Genomic DNA, 17,638 nt, shown 5'->3' with positions numbered 1-17,638 from the left:
CGACCCTGCGCGTGCGGAGCGCCCACGACCCTGTCCCGCGCGGCGCCGGCCGGCGCCGGTGCCGGCCGCGCCTCAGCGCGGGACGGGCGCCGTGGTGCTCCGCACGCGCAGGGTCGTGGGCAGGCGGACGTGGTCGCTCGTGGGCTCGCCGCGGAGCATGCCGAGCAGCATCGACACGGCACTCGCGCCGAGGTCGACCAGCGGCTGCGCGACCGTGGTCAGCGGCGGCGTGGTCGTGGAGGCCTGCGGGACGTCGTCGAACCCCACGACCGACAGGTCCTCGGGGACGCGGAGCCCGAGCGCCTCGGCGGCGTGCATGACACCGATCGCCGAGGAGTCGTTCGCCGCGAACACCGCGGTCGGACGGTCGGCCAGGGTGAGCAGGTCGTGCGCGACAGCGGCCGAGCGCTCCTCCTGGTAGTCGCCGGCGCGGACGAGCTGCTCGTCGACGGGTATCCCGGCCGCCGCCAGGGCCGACCGGTACCCCGCCTCGCGCAGCTGCGACGATGCGAGGTCGTCGCGGCCCCTCAGGTGGGCGATCCGGGTGTGGCCGAGGCCGAGCAGGTGGTCGACGGCCTGCCGGGCGCCCGCCGCGTTGTCGGTGTCGACGGTGGCGTGTCCCTCCGGCCCGGTGTGCGGGTCGATGGCGACGACGGGGATCGACGCCCCGGAGAGCGCGACGGACGGCGTGACCACGATCGCACCGTCGATCAGGGTGCCGGACAGACGCGAGAGCGAACGCCGCTCCCACCCCGGTCGGCTCGACCCGGTGAGCAGACCGGCGTAGGCGAGCAGCTCGTACCCGGTGCCGGTCGTCGCGGCCGAGACCCCGCGGAGGAGCTCGGTGGAGAACGGCTCGAACTCGGTCACGAGGATGCCGATCACGTTCGTCCGGGAGCTGCGCAGGCTCCGGGCGACGAGGGACGTCTCGTAGCCCAGGCGCTCGACGACCTCCTGCACGCGGACGATCGTCGCCTGGGCCACACCGTCGCGGTTGTTGATCACCTTCGAGACCGTCGGGATCGAGACCCCGGCGGCGCGCGCGACGTCCGCGATCGTGACCCGGCCCGGCCCGGGCGGGGTGTCGAGGACGGTCTGCATGTGCTCACCGTACCGCCGCAGAGGGCCGGTGACGGGGTCCGCACCACGGATAGAAAACGTTATCGATAACGATTGACAAGGACCGCGAGCACCTGGCACGCTCTCCGCAGCGGCATTCGATGTCGCGCCTGTCAACGACGACGACACACCAGGAGTTCCACGATGACGAGGAAGATCCGGGCCGCCGCAGCCATCGCGCTGATCGGGGCCACCGCACTCACCGCAGCGGGCTGTTCCGCGGGCGGCAACGCGGCAGACAGCAACGGGAAGGTCACGATGACCTTCTGGCACAACTCGACCACGGGACCGGGCAAGGCCTTCTGGCAGGACACCGTCGCGGCGTTCGAGAAGTCCCACCCGAACGTGACGATCAAGATCCAGGCGATCCAGAACGAGGACCTGGACGGCAAGCTGCAGACGGCGCTGAACTCCGGGTCCGCCCCGGACGTGTTCCTGCAGCGCGGCGGCGGCAAGATGGCCGCGATGGCCAAGGCCGGGCAGCTCATGGACATCTCCGGCTCGATCGGGAAGAACGCCAAGACCGAGATCAGCGCCGGTGCGTTCAAGGGCTACGAGCTAGACGGCAAGACCTACGCGATGCCCGTCGACGTCAACCCCGAGGGCATCTGGTACAGCCAGGACCTCTTCAAGCAGGCCGGCATCGAGGGCACCCCCACCACGATGGACGAGCTGAACGCCGACATCGCCAAGCTCAAGGCCGCGGGCATCCAGCCGGTCGCCGTCGGCGCGAAGGACGCCTGGCCGGCCGCGCACTGGTACTACAACTTCGCGCTCCGCGCCTGCAGCGCTTCGACGCTGAACGACACCGCGAAGGACCTGAAGTTCACCGACAGCTGCTGGAAGGCGGCCGGCGAGGACACGAAGGCGTTCTTCGACACGAAGCCGTTCAACGACGGCTTCCTCACCACGGCCGCCCAGCAGGGCGCCGGCAGCTCGGCCGGCCTCGTCGCGAACCACAAGGCCGCGATGGAGCTCATGGGTGCGTGGGACCCGGGTGTGATCTCCTCGCTCACCCCGGACGGCAAGCCGCTCGCCGACCTCGGCTTCTTCCCGTTCCCGGAGGTCTCCGGCGGCAAGGGCGCCCCGGGATCGATGATGGGTGCGGTCGACGGGTACTCGTGCTCGGCCGAGGCGCCGAAGAAGGAGTGCACGGAGTTCCTCAACTACATGACCGAGAAGCCCGTGCAGGAGGCCTACTACAAGGCGTTCAACGCGATCCCGGCGAACGAGTCGGCGCAGTCCGTCGTCACCGAGCCCTACCTGAAGAGCGTCCTCGCCGCCTACAACAAGGCCCCGTACGTGTCGAACTACCTCGACACGCTCTACGGCCAGAACGTCGGCAACGCGCTGAACACGAGCGTCGTGAACCTGCTCGCCGGCAAGGGTGACGTGGCGGACATCGTCAAGACCGTCAACCAGGCCGCGGCGAAGGGCTGACCCGACCGATGGCCACTTCAGTCGCCCCCCGTCCGTCCCGCCCCGGTGCGCGGACGGACACGGGGAAGGACCTGACCGGGGTCGACGGTACGCCGTCGGCCCCGGCCGGCCGGGGCCGCGCGAAGCCGGCCGCCGACGTCCGCAAGCGGGTCGAGATCGCCCTGCTCGCCGGACCCGCGACGATCATGTTCGTCGGGTTCGTCATCCTGCCCGTGGTGCTCGCCGCGTACTACGGCTTCTACAAGTGGCAGGGCTACGGCACCCCCACCGACTTCGTCGGCCTGCAGAACTACACGGTGATCTTCACCGACCCGGACTTCCGGGGCGTGCTGTGGCACAACCTGTTCATCGTCATCGGCTCGCTCGTCGTGCAGGGGCCGATCGCGATCATCCTGGCGCTCCTGCTCAACCAGCGGATCCGCGGCCGGGGCCTGATCCGCGTGCTCATCTTCGTGCCGTACGTCATCTCCGAGGTGATCGTCGGCACCGGGTGGAGCCTGATGCTCCAGTCGAGCGGCGCCGTGAACGACCTGCTCCAGTCCGTCGGCCTCGGGGCGTTGCGCGCCGACTGGTTGTCGAACCCGGACATCGCGCTCTGGACGCTGCTGGCGATCATCTCGTGGAAGTACATCGGCTTCGCGGTGATCCTGTTCCTCGCCGGCCTGCAGAGCATCCCGGAGGAGCTGTTCGAGGCCGCCCAGCTCGACGGCGCCGGCTACTGGCAGATCCAGCGTCGCATCACGCTGCCGCTGCTCGGCCCGACCATCCGCATCTGGGCGTTCCTGTCCATCATCGGATCGCTCCAGCTGTTCGACCTGGTCTACATCATCTGGGGGCAGTACATCGCCTCGACCGCGGGGACCTCGACGATGGCGACGTACATGGTCGCGAACGGCCGGCTCTCCGGCAACTACGGGTACGGCAACGCCGTCGCCGTGGTGATCTTCCTCATCTCGCTGGTCGTGGCCCTCGTCTACCAGCGGTTCGTCCTGCGCCGCGACACCGCCGGCGCCCTCACCGAGAAGGCCACCCGATGACCGCCACCGCCTCCCTCGTCGCACCGCGCCGCCGTCCGCGCGACTCCGGGCCCGTCGGGCGCGAGCGCAACCTCGGCACGTACTTCATCGCGCTGCTGTTCATCGCGGTGTGCATCGGCCCGGTCGCGTACATCGTGCTCGGTGGCTTCCGGACCAACGCGCAGATCACGGCGAGCCCGGCCGGTCTGCCCGCACCGTGGAACGTCGGCAACTACCTCGACGTCCTGTCGAGCGGCGTCTTCTGGCAGCAGCTCGGCAACTCGGTGGTGGCGGGCGTCACGACGACCGTCGGCGTCGTCGTGCTCGGGCTCATGGTGAGCTTCGTCCTCGCCCGCTACCGCTTCCGCGGCAGCGGGGCGCTCTACGCGCTCTTCGCCGCGGGACTCATGTTCCCGATCACGGTCGCGATCACGCCGCTGTACCTGCTCGTCAAGGACCTCGGTCTGACGAACAACCTGGCCGGGGTGATCCTGCCGCAGATCGCGTTCGCGCTGCCGACGACGGTGATCATCCTCGTGCCGTTCCTCAAGGCGATCCCCGACGAGCTCGAGGAGGCGGCCGCCATCGACGGTGCCAGCCGGCTCGGGTTCTTCTTCCGCATGGTCGTCCCGTTGTCGCTGCCCGGTGTCGTCACCGTCGGCATCCTGGCCTTCATCGGGAGCTGGAACAGCTACCTGCTGCCGCTGTTCATCCTCAACGACTCGTCGGCGTACACGCTGCCCCTCGGCGTGCAGGCGTTCTCGTCCCAGTACTCGGTCGACACCGCCCGCGTGCTCGCGTTCACGTCGCTGTCGATGATCCCCGCGCTCGTCTTCTTCGCGGTGTTCCAGCGCCGCATCGTGGGCGGCCTGACCGGGGCGGTGAAGGGGTGACGACGCTCGACTCGACCACGCACCCGACCGACGGACAGGAGGCCCGTGGCGGCGCCGCCACGGGCCTCCCGTCCGACGCCACCCGCGTCGACGACGCGACGGCCCCCGACCGCGCGACCGCGCTGCTGGCCGCGATGACCCTCGAGGAGAAGACGGCGCAGCTCGTCGGCTACTGGCTCGACCAGAACGGCGTCGTCGCCCCCATGCAGGGCGAGATGGCGGCCGCGCAGGACGGGCAGACCCTCGCCGAGACCACGCGTCACGGCCTCGGGCAGTACACCCGCGTGTACGGCACCCGGCCGGTCGAACCGGACGAGCGGGCCGCGTGGCTGTGGGCGGAACAGCGCCGCCTGCAGCGCGAGACCCGGCTCGGGATCCCCGCGCTCGTGCACGAGGAGTGCCTCACCGGGCTCGCCGCGTGGCAGGCCGCGACGTTCCCGACGCCGCTGGCCTGGGGCGCGTCCTTCGACCCGGAGCTCGTCGAGCAGGTCGGCGCGGTGATCGGCCGGTCGATGCGCGAGCTCGGCGTGCACCAGGGCCTCGCGCCCGTGCTCGACGTCGTCCGCGACCCCCGCTGGGGACGGGTCGACGAGTGCATCGGCGAGGACCCGTACCTCGTCGGGACGGTCGGCACCGCCTACGTGCGCGGGGTGCAGAGCGCCGGGGTCGACGCGACCCTCAAGCACTTCCTCGGCTACTCGGCCTCACGTGCCGGTCGGAACCACGCACCCGTGCACGCCGGACCGCGCGAGGTGGCGGACGTGTTCCTGCCGCCGTTCGAGATGGCGCTGCTCGACGGCGGCGCCCGCAGCGTGATGAACTCCTACGCCGAGGTGGACGGCGTGCCCGTCGCCGCGGACCCCGCGCTGCTCACCGACCTGCTGCGTGGTCGGCTCGGCTTCGACGGCACGGTCGTCGCGGACTACTTCTCGGTCGCGTTCCTCGAGGTCATGCACGGCGTGGCCCGGGACCGCGGCGAGGCGGCGGCGATGGCCCTCACGGCCGGGATCGACGTCGAGCTGCCGACCGGCGACGCGTACCTCGCCCCCCTCGTCGAGCGGGTGCGGAGCGGCGAGGTCGACGAGGCACTCGTGGACCGTGCCGTGCTGCGCGTGCTCCGGCAGAAGGAGCGGCTCGGCCTGCTCGAACCGGACGCGTTCGCGGGGGAGCCCCCCACGGGGATCGACCTCGACTCGCCGGAGCACCAGGCGCTGGCCCGTCGGCTCGCGGCGGAGTCGCTCGTGCTGCTGTCGAACGACGGCGTCCTGCCGCTCGGTCCCGCCGTCGCCGCCGGCGGCGGCGGCGACGGCGACGCCGGTCGCGGGGCCGACACCACCACCGGTACCAGCAACGCCGCCGACACCGCTGCCGCCCCGCGGGGCCCCGTCGCGGTGATCGGCCCGAACGCCCACCGCGCGGAGGCCCTGCAGGGCTGCTACTCCTTCGCGAACCACGTGCTCGCGACGCACCCCGGCCTGCCGCTCGGCTTCGCGATCCCGACCGTCCTCGAGGCCCTGCGGGACGTCCTCGGCGACGACGCCGTCCGGTACGCACCGGGCGCCGAGGTCGAGGGCGACGACCGCTCCGGGTTCGCCGACGCCGTGGCCGCCGCACAGGACGCCGCCGTCGCGGTCGTCGTCGTGGGCGACCAGGCCGGCCTGTTCGGACGCGGCACGGTGGGGGAGGGCAACGACTCCGAGTCGCTCGACCTGCCCGGCGTGCAGCGCGAGCTCGTCGAGGCCGTCGTCGCCACCGGCACCCCCACGGTCGTCGTGCTGCTCACCGGGCGCCCGTACGCGATCGGCTGGGCCCTCGACGGGGACCAGCCGAAGCCGGCCGCGGTCGTCCAGGCGTTCTTCCCCGGGGAGGGCGGCGGCCTCGCGATCGCCGACCTGCTCACCGGTCGCGCGGAACCGTCCGGGCGCCTGCCCGTGTCGCTGCCGCGCTCGGCCGGGGCGCAGCCGTACTCGTACCTGCACCCGCGGCTCGGCGGTCCGTCGGACGTCACCGCGACCGACTCGACGCCGGTCCGACCGTTCGGCTTCGGCCTGACGTACACGTCCTTCGCGTACGAGGACCTGGTGGTCGACGACACGGTCACCACCGACGGGGCGTTCGCGGCGACGGTCACGGTCCGGAACACGGGGACACGCGACGGCGCGGAGGTCGTGCAGCTCTACGGGCACGACGTCCAGGCGTCGGTCACGCGTCCGGTCGTGCAGCTGCTCGGCTACGCACGCGTCGCACTCGCCGCGGGGGCGTCCGCCCGGGTCCGCTTCGACGTGCCGGTGCAGCGGTTCGGCTTCACCGACCGCGCGATGCGCAAGGTGGTCGAACCGGGTGACGTGCAGGTCTGGGTCGCGTCCGACGCGGCGGCGTCCCGGCCGGGAGGCCCGGTGCCGACGGGTGGGATCGTCGCGTCCGGCGACGGGCCGGTCCGGTACGAGGTCCCCGGCTCGGCGACGGACCGTGCGGTCGTGCGGGTGACCGGTCCGGTCCGCGAGGTGTCCCTCGCCGACCGGCGGGTGGTCACCTGGGAGCGCGTCTGACGGCACGCGCCGGCCGCTCCGCGCACGCCCACCGCCCGTCACGGGGAGCGTGAGTAGCGTGTGAGACCCCTCAGCTGAAGGAGCACGCCATGTCCGACGCCGACGTCACCCGCGAACCGACCAACGACCCCGAGGGCACGCCGAAGCCCGACGGCCTCGGCGAGGACGGGACGATCCCCGACCACCCGGAGGGCGTCGCGGCCGGCTTCGCCGGCGACGAGTCGCACTTCAACCCCGAAGAGGACGACGCCGCCGAGTAGCGGACGCGACCACACGACGGAACGGGAGGCCCGTGGCGACGGCGCCACGGGCCTCCCGTTCGTCGTCCGGTCACCACGTCGCGACGGTGACGTCCGTCGGGTCGGTACCGTGGTCCCATGGCCCGCTTCACGCCCCCTGCCGCCGACGCGATGCGTGCACGCATCCTCGAGGCCGCCCGCGACGAGTTCGCCGCCCTCGGCCCGACGGGGGGCCGTGTCGAGCGGCTCGCCGCCGCGGCGGACAGCAACAAGGCGCAGGTCTTCCACTACTTCGGGGGCAAGGAGGGGCTGTTCGACGCGCTCCTCGTGCAGGAGCTCGGCGGCCTGCACGACGCCGTGCCGCTCGACACCGACGACCTGCCGGCGTGGGCGGGGCGGCTCCACGACGCGCTCGTCGAGCGGCCGTGGGTCGCACGCCTCGCGACCTGGCAGCGGCTCGAGCGCGCGGACGCCGTCGTGCCCGCGCTCGTCGAGCGCCACGAGGCCGCGGTCGCCGAGGTCGAGCGTGCGCAGCGTGCCGGGGTGCTGCCGCGGTCGTTCCGGCCGGCGGTGCTGTTCGCGCTCGTGCTGCAGCTCGCCGGGGTCTGGGCGACGCTGCCGCCCGAGGCGACCGGCACGGTGTCGGCCGTGGTGGCCGCGCGCCGCCGCCAGGTCGTCGTGGACGCGGTCGCGCAGCTGCTCGGGCGCTGAGCCGCAGTCCCGGTGGCAGATGGCGGGTGCCCGGCCGCGCGGGCCGGCCGAGCCGGTCGCCTGGCTAGAGGCGCTCGCGCAGGAACGCCACCTGGCGCTCCCAGTGGCGGAAGCCGCCGCCCTCGTGGCCGTTGTACGGGTACACGGCGATCTCGTGGTCGGTCGAGCCGAGCGCGTTGTACGCCGCGAAGGTCGTCCGCGGCGGCACGACGTCGTCCATGAGCGCCACCGAGAACAGTGCGGGCGCGGTGATGCGCTCGGCGAAGTGCACGCCGTCGAAGTACGCGACCGTGTCCCAGACCCGGTCGGCGTCGTCGCGGTGGACGGACAGGTACGTGGCGAGCTCGAGGTAGGGGCCGCCGACCGCGACGTCGGTGCCGTGCTCCCAGTCGCACAGGAACGCGACGTCGGGCAGCACCGCGACGAGGGGGCCGACGTGCGCCTCCACCAGGGCCGCGGCCGCGAGGGTGATCCCGCCACCCTGGCTGCCGCCGGTGAGCGCGACCCGGTCGGCGTCGACACCGGGGAGCGTGCGGACCGCCTCGACGAGCCGTACCGCGTCGGTGAAGACCCGGCGGTAGTAGTGGTTCGCCGGGGCGTCGACCCCGCTCGCCATCCACCCGCCGACGTGCGGCACGGAGCCGTGCGGGTCGGGGGTGTCGCCGCCGGAGCCCCAGCCGCTGCCCTGTCCGCGCGTGTCCATCACGACGTGCACGAAGCCCGCGAGCGCCCAGGACACCCGTTCGCCGGGCAGGCCGCGGCCGCCGCCGTACCCGAGGAACTCGACCACGACGGGCAGGTCCTGGTCGGCGGTGCCCGCGGGCCGCGAGACCCACGCGCGGACGGGGTCGCCGCCGAAGCCCGGGAACGTCAGGTCCTGCACGTCGAGGGCGGTCACCGGCGTCGCGGCCGGGGTCGTCACGGGGGCGGTGCCGGCTCCTGCTGCCCGGGCCTCGGCGATCGTGTCCGCCCAGAAGGCGTCGAGGTCCGCGGGACGCCGCACCGAGGGGCGGTGGGTGCGGAGCTGGTCGAGGGGCAGGTCGGTGAGCGGCACGGGGTTCCTCCGGGGGATCGGGTGGGACCGGCACGGATCTGGCGTACCGGCACGGATCGGGCGTACCCGGTCGATCCGTCCGACCGGGTACGCCCGATTCCATCAGGTGCGCGCGGGGCGCGCGGGGCGCGCGGGGCGCGCCGGGCGCGCGTCAGCGCAGCGCGTGGGTCCGGTACTGCTCGAGGACCTCGGGGCGCGGGTCCGCGGGGACCACGGTCGCCGAGACCTCCCAGGACGGCAGGGCACCCGTGAGCACCCAGGCGGCCTGCCGGGCGGCACCGGCGGCGACGTACTCGCCCGGTTCCGGGACCGACACGTCGCGTCCGAACACCTGCGCGGCGACGGCCCGGACGGCCTCGTTCCGCGCGGCCCCGCCGATGAGCAGCAGGCGTGACACCGTGACACCGGTGTCCTCGACCGCCGCCAGGCCGTCCGCGAGCGCGCACAGCATGCCCTCGACGGCGGCACGGGCGAGGTGCGCCCGGTCCGTGGTCGCCGGGGTCATCCCGAGCAGCGAGGCGGTCGCGTCCGGACGGTTCGGCGTGCGCTCGCCGACGAAGTACGGCACGAGCACGAGGCCGTCCGCACCCGCCGGCGCCTGCAGCGCCAGCTCGCCGAGCTCGCCGTGGTCGACGCCGAGCAGGCCGCCCACCACCTCGAGCACGCGGGCCGCGTTGAGCGTCGTGACGATCGGGAGGCGCGACCCGGTCCCGTCGGCGAAGCCCGCCACGGTCCCGCTCGGGTCCGTCACCTCGGTGTCGGTGACCCCGAAGACGGTGCCGCTCGTGCCGAGGGACACCGCGACGTCACCCGGGCCCAGTCCGAGGCCGAGCGCTGCCCCGGCGTTGTCGCCGAGCCCCGGGCCGACGACGAGTCCGGCACGGGCGACGGCGCCGCCCGGCAGCGCGACGTCGGACGCCAGCGCGCCCATCGCCTCGTCGGGCGCCACGACCCGCGGCACCACGACCGCGTCGGCCGCGCTGCCCGCACCGTCCGAGCCGTCCGAACCGGACGCGACCCGCAGGCCACGGCCGAGCGCGGCCTCGAACAGCTCGCCGTCGTACTCCCGCCGCACGGGGTCCCAGTAGCCGGTGCCGCTGGCGTCCGAGCCGTCGGTCGCGAGGGCGTCGAGGTCCGGGCCGAGCGGGCTCTCGTCCGCCGGGCCGTACCCGCGCAACCGCCACGACAGCCAGTCGTGGGGGAGCGCGACGGCCGCGACGCGGCCGGCGTTCTCCGGTTCGGCGTCGCGGAGCCAGCGCAGCTTCGTGCCGGTGAACGAGGCCACCGGGACCAGACCCGTGCGGGCGACCCATGCCTCACGGCCGAGCTCCTCGACCATCTGCGCGGCCGCGTCGGCGCTGCGGACGTCGTTCCAGAGCAGCGCGTCGCGGACGACGTGCCCCTCCGCGTCCAGCGCGACCATGCCGTGCTGCTGCCCGGCGACCGCGACCGCCGCGACGTAGTCGAAGCCGGCGGCGTCCGCGATCGCGGCGCCGAGCGCGTCCCACCAGTGGCGGGGGTCGACGGACGTGCCGTCCGGGTGGGACGCGCGCCCCTCCCGTACCACCGCGCCGGTCGCCGCGTCACGGATCGTGACCTTGCAGGACTGGGTCGACGAGTCGACCCCTGCGACCAGCTGCTGGCTCAACCCTTCGGCGGCAGGCCGCCTCAGCGCGCGGAATGCAGCCGGTGGCGCGTCTGCACTCAATTCCGCGCGCCCATGAGGTGCTCCATGGCGAGCTGCTGCAGGCGCACGAAGCCGAAGCCCTTGCCGCCGAAGTACGCGTCGGCGTCGAACTCCTCGTAGGCGGAGCGGTCGGCCAGGAAGTCGTCGTACGACTCGCCGCTGTTCAGCGTCGGGGTGCTCAGCTCGTCGACCTTCGCGGCCGACAGGGCTGCCTGCACCTCGGGGTCGGCGCGGAACGCCTGCGCGCGCTCCTTGAGGAGCAGGTACATGCGCATGTTCGCCTTCGCCGAGTCCCACACGCCCGTGATGTCCTCGGTGCGCGAGGGCTTGTAGTCGAAGTGGCGCGGGCCGTCGTACGCCGGGCCGCCCTGGGGGGAGCCGTGCTCGAGCAGGTCGACGAGCGAGAACGCGTTCTGCAGGTCGCCGTGGCCGAACACCAGGTCCTGGTCGTACTTGATGCCGCGCTGGCCGTTGAGGTCGATGTGGAAGAGCTTGCCCTGGTACAGCGCCTGGGCGATGCCGGCGGTGAAGTTCAGGCCCGCCATCTGCTCGTGGCCGACCTCGGGGTTGATGCCGAACAGCTCCGGACGCTCGAGCGTCTCGGTGAACGCGATCGCGTGGCCGAGGGTCGGCAGGAGGATGTCGCCGCGGGGCTCGTTCGGCTTCGGCTCGATGGCGAAGCGGATGTCGTAGCCCTTGTCGGTGACGTACTGGGCGAGCAGGTTGACGGCCTCGCGGTATCGCTCGAGTGCGGCCTGCACGTCCTTGGCGGAGTCGTACTCCGAGCCCTCGCGGCCGCCCCACATGACGAAGGTCTTCGCGCCGAGCTCGGCGGCGAGGTCGAGGTTGCGGAGCACCTTGCGGAGCGCGAACCGGCGGACCTGACGGTCGTTCGAGGTGAACCCGCCGTCCTTGAAGACCGGCGCCGAGAACAGGTTGGTGGTGACCATCGGGACGATGACCCCGGTCGCGTCGAGCGCGCCCTTGAGGCGGTCGATCTGCGTCTGGCGCTCGGCGTCGGTCGAGCCGAACGCGAACAGGTCGTCGTCGTGGAAGGTCAGGCCGTAGGCACCGAGCTCGTCGAGCTTCTCGACCGCCTCGACCACGTCCAGCGCGGGACGGGTGGGGCCGCCGAACGGGTCGGAGCCGTTGTAGCCGATGGTCCAGAGACCGAAGGAGAACTTGTCGTCACGGGTGGGCGTCGTTGCCATGGTGGATCACCGTTCGTCGTCGAAACAAAATGTTGCCGCGCCCAACATAAGCGGTAGTGTTGACTCTGGCAAGCACCGGATCGCAAAGGAGCGAGTGGATGGCACAGGACGGACACGGACCGGGTCGACTGCGGGTCGCCATGGTCGGGCACGGCTTCATGGGGGCGGCGCACTCCCAGGCCTGGCGGACCGCGCCCAGGTTCTTCGACCTCGGGGTCGAACCCGAGATGGCCGTGGTCGTCGGCCGCGACGCCGAGCGTGCCGAGGCCGCCCGCGCGAAGTACGGATGGCAGACCGCCTCGACCGACTGGCGGCAGGTGGTCGCCGACCCGGAGATCGACGTCGTCGACGTCGTGTCGCCGGGCTCGTCCCACGTCGAGGTCGCGATCGCCGCGCTCGAGGCCGGCAAGCACGTGCTCTGCGAGAAGCCCCTCGCCAACACCGTCGAGGAGGCCGAGGCGATGACCATCGCGGCCACGGCCGCCGCCGAGCGCGGCGTCCGCGCGATGGTCGGGTTCAGCTACCGTCGCGTGCCCGCGATCGCGCTGGCACGCCAGCTGGTGCAGGACGGGAGGCTCGGCACCGTCCGCCAGGTCCGCGCGCTCTACCTGCAGGACTGGCTGGCCGACGCCGAGGGCCCGATGACGTGGCGCCTCGACAAGGCGCTCGCCGGTTCCGGCTCGCTCGGCGACATCGGCGCGCACGCGATCGACCTCGTCGAGCACGTCACGGGCGCACAGCTGTCGACCGTGTCCGGCACGCTCGAGACCTTCGTGCACGAGCGCCCGCTCATGGCCGAGGGCGTCGGGCTGTCCGGCACCGCGTCGAGCGAGCGCGGGCAGGTCACGGTCGACGACGCAGCGTTCTTCCTCGGTCGGCTCGTCGGCGGCGCTGCCGACGGCGCGATCGGTTCGTTCGAGGCCACGCGCTACGCGACCGGTCGGAAGAACGGCCTGACGCTCGAGGTCAGCGGCTCCGAGGGCGCGATCCAGTTCGACCTCGAGTCGATGAACGAACTGCGCCTGTACGAGTCGTCGGCGCCCGCGGGGGAGCAGGGCTTCCGCCGCATCCTCGTCACCGAGCCGGAGCACGAGTACATGGCCGCGTGGTGGCCGACCGGGCACCTCATCGGCTACGAGCACACCTTCAGCCACCAGGTCGCGGACTTCGTGCGCGCGATCGTCGCCGGCACCGACCCCTCGCCCTCGTTCGCGGACGGACTGCACGTGCAGCGCGTCCTCGACGCGGTCGAGCGCAGCGCCGCCGACGGCAGCAGCTGGACGGCCATCCGATGAGCGCCACCGAGACGCAGCAGCGTCGGGCCCTGGTCGTCCGGGGCGGCTGGGACGGGCACATGCCGGTCGAGACCACCGACCTGTTCGTCCCGTTCCTGCGCGACCACGGGTTCGACGTCCGGGTGTCGGACTCGACCGCGGTGTACGCCGACGAGTCGGTCATGGCCGACGTCGACCTGATCGTCCAGGTCGTCACGATGTCGACCATCGCCGACGACGAGTTCGCGGGGCTGCAGCGGGCGGTGCTCGGCGGCGCCGGGCTCGCCGGGTGGCACGGCGGGATCGCGGACGCCTTCCGCAACACCGCCGACTACCTGCACATGGTCGGCGGGCAGTTCGCCCACCACGCGGGCAAGCACCCGTCCGAGCGCACCGGCGAGCAGTCCGACAACTACATCCCGTACACGGTGCACATCACCGAGGCCGGGCACGAGCACCCGATCACGCAGGGCATCGAGGACTTCGACCTCGTGACCGAGCAGTACTGGGTGCTCTCCGACGAGTACAACGACGTGCTGGCGACCACCACGCAGGAGGCCCGGGACTTCGACGCCTGGAACCGCCCGGTGACCGCGCCGGCGATCTGGACCCGGCAGTGGGGGCAGGGACGTGTGTTCGTCTCGGCACCCGGCCACCGGCTCGAGGTCGTCGAGTCGCAGCCACTCCGCACGATCATCGAGAGGGGACTCCTGTGGGCGAGCCGATGAAGGTCGGGGTCGTCGGGGTCGGCGTCATCAGCCAGCAGTACTTCGAGCACTTCCCGGCGCTGCCCGGCCTCGAGCTGACCGCGGTCGCCGACATCGACGTCGACCGGGCACGGTCGGTGGGGGCCGCCCAGGGCGTGCGCGGCACGAGCGTCGACGAGCTCATCGCCGCGGACGACGTCGACGTCGTGCTCAACCTGACGATCCCGGCCGCGCACGCCGAGGTCGCGACGCGGGCGCTCGAGGCCGGCAAGCACGTGTACGGCGAGAAGCCGCTCGCGACGTCGACGGCCGAGGCGCAGCCCGTGCTCGACCTGGCGCGACGCTCCGGCCTGCGGGTCGGCAGCGCGCCGGACACCGTGCTCGGCACCGGGATCCAGACCGCCCGGCACGCGCTCGACAGCGGTGCGATCGGCACCCCGGTCGGGGCCGCGGTGTCGTGGTCGGCGCCCGGACACGAGCTGTGGCACCCGGCGCCCGCGTTCTACTACCAGCCCGGCGGCGGCCCGCTGCTCGACATGGGGCCGTACTACCTGACGAGCCTGGTGTCGTTCTTCGGGCCGGTCGTCCGGGTGAGCGGTGCCTCGACGCGGTCGGACCGGGAGCGCACCACCGGCACCGGCCCCGCCGCGGGCACACCGCTCCGGGTGGACGTCGACACGCACGTGGTCGCGGTCCTGGAGCACGCCGACGGCGTGGTCTCGACGCTGACGGTGTCGTTCGAGGTGTGGGCCACCCGGGCGCCGCTGTTCGAGGTGTACGGCACCGCGGGCACCCTCGGCGTCCCCGACCCGAACCGGTTCTCCGATGCGGTGTCGATCGCCGACGCGGCCACCCGCGAGTGGCGCGAGCTGCCGACGAGCGCCGGGTACGCCGACGCCGGTCGCGGCTACGGCCTCGCCGACATGGCGCACGCGATCGCCACCGACCGTCGGCACCGGGCGTCCGGCGACCTCGCGTTCCACGTGCTCGAGGTGATGGAGGCGGTGGCCACCGCGGCCCGCGAGCACACCGTGATCGACGTGCGGTCGCGCGTCGACCGACCCGACACCGTGCCCGGCGGGGCCACCCCGGGGTCCTGGTGACCCGACGCACACGCGAGGAAGGACGACGACGATGACGACGACGGACGGAACCGGCGAGACGGGCGCGAGCAGCGCCTCCCGGCCGGAGGGTGGTGCCCGGTCCACGCGACCGGTCACGCTGTTCACCGGCCAGTGGGCGGACCTGCCCTTCGAGGAGGTCGCCCGCCTGGCGGGGGAGTGGGGCTACGACGGCCTGGAGATCGCCTGCTGGGGCGACCACCTGGACGTCCGGCGCGCCGCGACGGACCCGGCGTACGTGGCGGACCGGAAGGCGGTCCTCGAGCGCAACGGGCTGCAGGTCTGGACCATCGCGAACCACCTGACCGGCCAGGCCGTGTGCGACGACCCGATCGACCAGCGGCACGAGGACATCCTCGCGCCGCACGTGTGGGGCGACGGCGACCCCGAGGGCGTCCGGCAGCGCGCCGCCGAGGAGCTGCAGTGGACCGCCCGGGCGGCCGCGGCACTCGGCGTCTCGACCGTCACCGGGTTCACCGGATCGTCGATCTGGAAGACCGTCGCCGGGTTCCCGCCCGTGCCCCCGGGCATGATCGACGCCGGGTACCAGGACTTCCACGACCGCTGGTCGCCGATCCTCGACGTGTTCGAGGAGGTCGGGGTGCGCTTCGCGCTCGAGGTGCACCCGTCCGAGATCGCCTACGACTACTGGACGGCCAAGCGGGCGCTCGAGGTGTTCGCGGACCGGCCGTCGTTCGGGTTCAACTTCGACCCGTCGCACTTCGTGTGGCAGGACCTCGACCCGGCGGTGTTCCTCATGGACTTCGCCGAGCGGGTGTACCACGTGCACTGCAAGGAGTCGGTGAAGCAGCTCGACGGGCGCAACGGGCGGCTCGCGTCCCACCTGCCGTGGGGCGACCCCCGGCGCGGCTGGGACTTCGTCAGCGCCGGGCACGGGGACGTGCCGTGGGAGCGGGTGTTCCGCGTGCTGAACCACATCGGGTACGACGGGCCGACGAGCGTCGAGTGGGAGGACGCCGGCATGGACCGGCTCGTCGGCGGACCGGAGGCGCTCGCGTTCGTGCGGCGGCTCGGGACGATCGCGCCGCCGGACGCCGCGTTCGACGCCGCGTTCTCGCGCTCGCGCTGAGCCCGGGGGCGGGCGCGCCGGGTCGAACCGGGCGTGCCGGGTCGAACCGGGCGTGCCGGGTCGAACCGGGCGTCCCCGTCGGAACCGGGCGTACCCGGTCCGCCGGGACGACCGGGGACGCCCGTTCCCGCCACCCATCGCAGGCGTTCTGGGAAACTTCGTACCCACCACCACCCCGACCCCAGGAGGACCCATGGCCCGACCGGCCACGACCACGCCCGGCAACGCGGCGCGCGTCCTCCGCATCGTGCACGAGGGCGGCCCCGTCTCGCGCGCCGAGCTGACCCGGCGCACGAGCCTGAACCGCTCGACCGTGCTCGCGATCGTCGGGGAGCTCGTCGACCAGGGACTCGTGCACGAGGAGTTCCCCGTCCCGGGCGGCCCCGGCGCGGACCGCCCGAGCGCCGGCGTCGGCCGACCCAGCCCCATCGTCCGGGCGTCGGCGGACGTGGTCGCCGCGGCCGTCACGGTCGAGATCGACGCCGTCGGGGTGGCCCTCGTCGCGCTCGACGGCACCGTGCGGGACCGGCTCGTCGAACCCCAGGCCGCCGTGCCCGGGGCCGCGGACGCCGTCGACGCGGTGGCGCGCGTGCTCGGCGTGCTGACCGCCCGGGCGGCACCGGGCCTCCGGGTCGTCGGGGTCGGCGTCGCCGTGCCGGGCATCGTCCGCGTCGAGGACGGGGTCGTCCGCGACGCGCCGCACCTCGGCTGGCGCGACGAACCCTTCGCCGGGGTGCTCGGGGAGCGCCTCGGGCTGCCCGTCCGCGCGGCCAACGACGCGAACCTCGGTGCGTGGGCCGAGCGGCTGTACGGCAGCGCGCGCGGCGTCGACGACCTCGTGTACCTGAACGGCGGGGCGAGCGGCATCGGCGGCGGGATCGTCAGCGCCGGCCGACCGTTCAGCGGGGCCGACGGGTACGCGGGCGAGCTCGGGCACACCTTCGTCGCCGCGAACGGCATCCGGTGCCACTGCGGCGCGGTGGGCTGCCTGGAGACCGAGGCGTCCCGCGACGCCCTCACCGCCGTCACCGGGACGGCGCCCGACGACCTCGACGCCCTCGCCACGGCGCTCGCCGAGGGGCGGCCCGAGGTCGAGCAGGTCGTCGACCGGCAGGTGACCGCCCTCGCGACCGCGATCCGGAACGCCGTGCACACGGTCGACCCCGAGGTCGTCGTGCTCGGTGGGTTCCTCGGCGAACTGCTCGGGCACGTCGGCGACCGCGTCGAGCACGAGGTCCGCGCGCAGACCATGGCGGCGATGACCGACCGGCTCCGGGTGGTGCCGTCGGCCCTCGGGCGGGACGTCCTGGTGCGCGGCGCCGCCGAGCTCGGCTTCGCCGACCTGCTCCGGGACGGCCAGGCCGCAGCCCCACGGGCCGTGACCGCACCGACCACGGCCACGACGACGGCCCCGCCCGACGGCCACGACGACGGCCCCGCCCGAGGGCCGACGGCACCACCCGGAGCCGGTCGGTCATCGCCGCCATGGTCTGCGCGCGGACCTCGTGCTCGACGCGGTCGCCGACG

General features: G+C 73.3%; 15 protein-coding genes. 11 read left to right on the top strand and 4 right to left on the bottom strand.

The window, feature by feature from the left end; all coding sequences use genetic code 11:
- Positions 1-72: 72 nt before the first annotated feature.
- On the bottom strand, positions 73-1,101 hold the full coding sequence (locus tag BEP24_RS13050) for a LacI family DNA-binding transcriptional regulator (protein WP_065964070.1): 1,029 nt from the start codon (positions 1,099-1,101) through the stop codon (positions 73-75).
- Positions 1,102-1,263: 162 nt separating this feature from the next.
- On the opposite strand from BEP24_RS13050, the gene BEP24_RS13045 reads away from it, so the two are divergent.
- The 6 genes from BEP24_RS13045 (at position 1,264) to BEP24_RS13025 (ending at position 7,967) form a co-directional block, all read left to right on the top strand.
- Positions 1,264-2,559 (top strand): extracellular solute-binding protein, encoded by a 1,296-nt coding sequence (locus BEP24_RS13045; protein ID WP_065964069.1) that lies wholly within the window; start codon positions 1,264-1,266, stop codon positions 2,557-2,559.
- A gap of 8 nt (positions 2,560-2,567) precedes the next feature.
- The gene (locus BEP24_RS13040; RefSeq protein ID WP_083230359.1) at positions 2,568-3,596 is read left to right on the top strand and encodes a sugar ABC transporter permease; all 1,029 of its coding nucleotides are present in this window, start codon (positions 2,568-2,570) and stop codon (positions 3,594-3,596) included.
- Positions 3,593-4,468 (top strand): carbohydrate ABC transporter permease, encoded by an 876-nt coding sequence (locus BEP24_RS13035; protein WP_065964066.1) that lies wholly within the window; start codon positions 3,593-3,595, stop codon positions 4,466-4,468. Before BEP24_RS13040 ends, BEP24_RS13035 begins: the two co-directional genes overlap by 4 nt.
- A 134-nt stretch (positions 4,469-4,602) precedes the next feature.
- Entirely contained in the window at positions 4,603-7,017 is a 2,415-nt protein-coding gene (locus tag BEP24_RS13030) for a glycoside hydrolase family 3 N-terminal domain-containing protein (RefSeq protein ID WP_141693461.1), read from the top strand.
- A gap of 89 nt (positions 7,018-7,106) precedes the next feature.
- Positions 7,107-7,277 (top strand): hypothetical protein, encoded by a 171-nt coding sequence (locus BEP24_RS17660; protein ID WP_171898815.1) that lies wholly within the window; start codon positions 7,107-7,109, stop codon positions 7,275-7,277.
- A gap of 117 nt (positions 7,278-7,394) precedes the next feature.
- The gene (locus BEP24_RS13025; protein WP_065964060.1) at positions 7,395-7,967 is read left to right on the top strand and encodes a TetR family transcriptional regulator; all 573 of its coding nucleotides are present in this window, start codon (positions 7,395-7,397) and stop codon (positions 7,965-7,967) included.
- A 64-nt stretch (positions 7,968-8,031) separates the two neighbouring features.
- Here BEP24_RS13025 and BEP24_RS13020 read toward each other — a convergent pair whose 3' ends face one another.
- The 3 genes from BEP24_RS13020 to xylA all read right to left on the bottom strand — a co-directional run bounded on the left by BEP24_RS13020 (position 8,032) and on the right by xylA (position 11,919).
- Positions 8,032-9,021 carry an acetylxylan esterase gene (locus BEP24_RS13020; protein ID WP_065964052.1) on the bottom strand — a complete coding sequence of 330 codons (990 nt, stop codon included), beginning with the start codon at positions 9,019-9,021 and terminating at the stop codon, positions 8,032-8,034.
- A gap of 151 nt (positions 9,022-9,172) precedes the next feature.
- Positions 9,173-10,669, bottom strand: a complete 1,497-nt coding sequence (locus tag BEP24_RS13015; RefSeq protein WP_083230358.1) for an FGGY family carbohydrate kinase — start codon at positions 10,667-10,669, stop codon at positions 9,173-9,175.
- Between the two features lie 56 nt (positions 10,670-10,725).
- Positions 10,726-11,919, bottom strand: a complete 1,194-nt coding sequence (gene xylA / locus BEP24_RS13010) for a xylose isomerase (protein WP_065964051.1) — start codon at positions 11,917-11,919, stop codon at positions 10,726-10,728.
- A 98-nt stretch (positions 11,920-12,017) separates the two neighbouring features.
- On the opposite strand from xylA, the gene BEP24_RS13005 reads away from it, so the two are divergent.
- The 5 genes from BEP24_RS13005 to BEP24_RS12985 all read left to right on the top strand — a co-directional run.
- Positions 12,018-13,214 carry a Gfo/Idh/MocA family oxidoreductase gene (locus BEP24_RS13005; RefSeq protein WP_065964050.1) on the top strand — a complete coding sequence of 399 codons (1,197 nt, stop codon included), beginning with the start codon at positions 12,018-12,020 and terminating at the stop codon, positions 13,212-13,214.
- Positions 13,211-13,921 carry a ThuA domain-containing protein gene (locus BEP24_RS13000; protein ID WP_065964049.1) on the top strand — a complete coding sequence of 237 codons (711 nt, stop codon included), beginning with the start codon at positions 13,211-13,213 and terminating at the stop codon, positions 13,919-13,921. Before BEP24_RS13005 ends, BEP24_RS13000 begins: the two co-directional genes overlap by 4 nt.
- Entirely contained in the window at positions 13,906-15,003 is a 1,098-nt protein-coding gene (locus BEP24_RS12995; protein ID WP_083230357.1) for a Gfo/Idh/MocA family oxidoreductase, read from the top strand. Before BEP24_RS13000 ends, BEP24_RS12995 begins: the two co-directional genes overlap by 16 nt.
- Positions 15,004-15,034: 31 nt before the next feature.
- A complete protein-coding gene (locus BEP24_RS12990; RefSeq protein WP_253181687.1) occupies positions 15,035-16,111 on the top strand; it encodes a sugar phosphate isomerase/epimerase family protein in 1,077 nt (358 codons plus the stop codon).
- Between the two features lie 193 nt (positions 16,112-16,304).
- Positions 16,305-17,638 (top strand): ROK family transcriptional regulator (locus tag BEP24_RS12985; protein WP_141693459.1); only part of this gene is annotated, 1,334 nt, incomplete at its 3' end.

Origin of the sequence: Curtobacterium sp. UCD-KPL2560, assembly GCF_001705035.1 — a bacterium.
In the GTDB taxonomy this organism is placed as follows: Bacteria; Actinomycetota; Actinomycetes; order Actinomycetales; family Microbacteriaceae; genus Curtobacterium.
This window is presented reverse-complemented; position numbering and strand designations above follow the sequence as displayed.

Coding starts and splice junctions, on each gene's coding strand:
- BEP24_RS13050 (WP_065964070.1), bottom strand. CDS start 1,101: ATGCAGACCGTCCTCGACACCCCGCCCGGGCCGGGCCGGGTCACGATC.
- BEP24_RS13045 (WP_065964069.1), top strand. CDS start 1,264: ATGACGAGGAAGATCCGGGCCGCCGCAGCCATCGCGCTGATCGGGGCC.
- BEP24_RS13040 (WP_083230359.1), top strand. CDS start 2,568: ATGGCCACTTCAGTCGCCCCCCGTCCGTCCCGCCCCGGTGCGCGGACG.
- BEP24_RS13035 (WP_065964066.1), top strand. CDS start 3,593: ATGACCGCCACCGCCTCCCTCGTCGCACCGCGCCGCCGTCCGCGCGAC.
- BEP24_RS13030 (WP_141693461.1), top strand. CDS start 4,603: ATGACCCTCGAGGAGAAGACGGCGCAGCTCGTCGGCTACTGGCTCGAC.
- BEP24_RS17660 (WP_171898815.1), top strand. CDS start 7,107: ATGTCCGACGCCGACGTCACCCGCGAACCGACCAACGACCCCGAGGGC.
- BEP24_RS13025 (WP_065964060.1), top strand. CDS start 7,395: ATGGCCCGCTTCACGCCCCCTGCCGCCGACGCGATGCGTGCACGCATC.
- xylA (WP_065964051.1), bottom strand. CDS start 11,919: ATGGCAACGACGCCCACCCGTGACGACAAGTTCTCCTTCGGTCTCTGG.
- BEP24_RS13005 (WP_065964050.1), top strand. CDS start 12,018: ATGGCACAGGACGGACACGGACCGGGTCGACTGCGGGTCGCCATGGTC.
- BEP24_RS13000 (WP_065964049.1), top strand. CDS start 13,211: ATGAGCGCCACCGAGACGCAGCAGCGTCGGGCCCTGGTCGTCCGGGGC.
- BEP24_RS12990 (WP_253181687.1), top strand. CDS start 15,035: ATGACGACGACGGACGGAACCGGCGAGACGGGCGCGAGCAGCGCCTCC.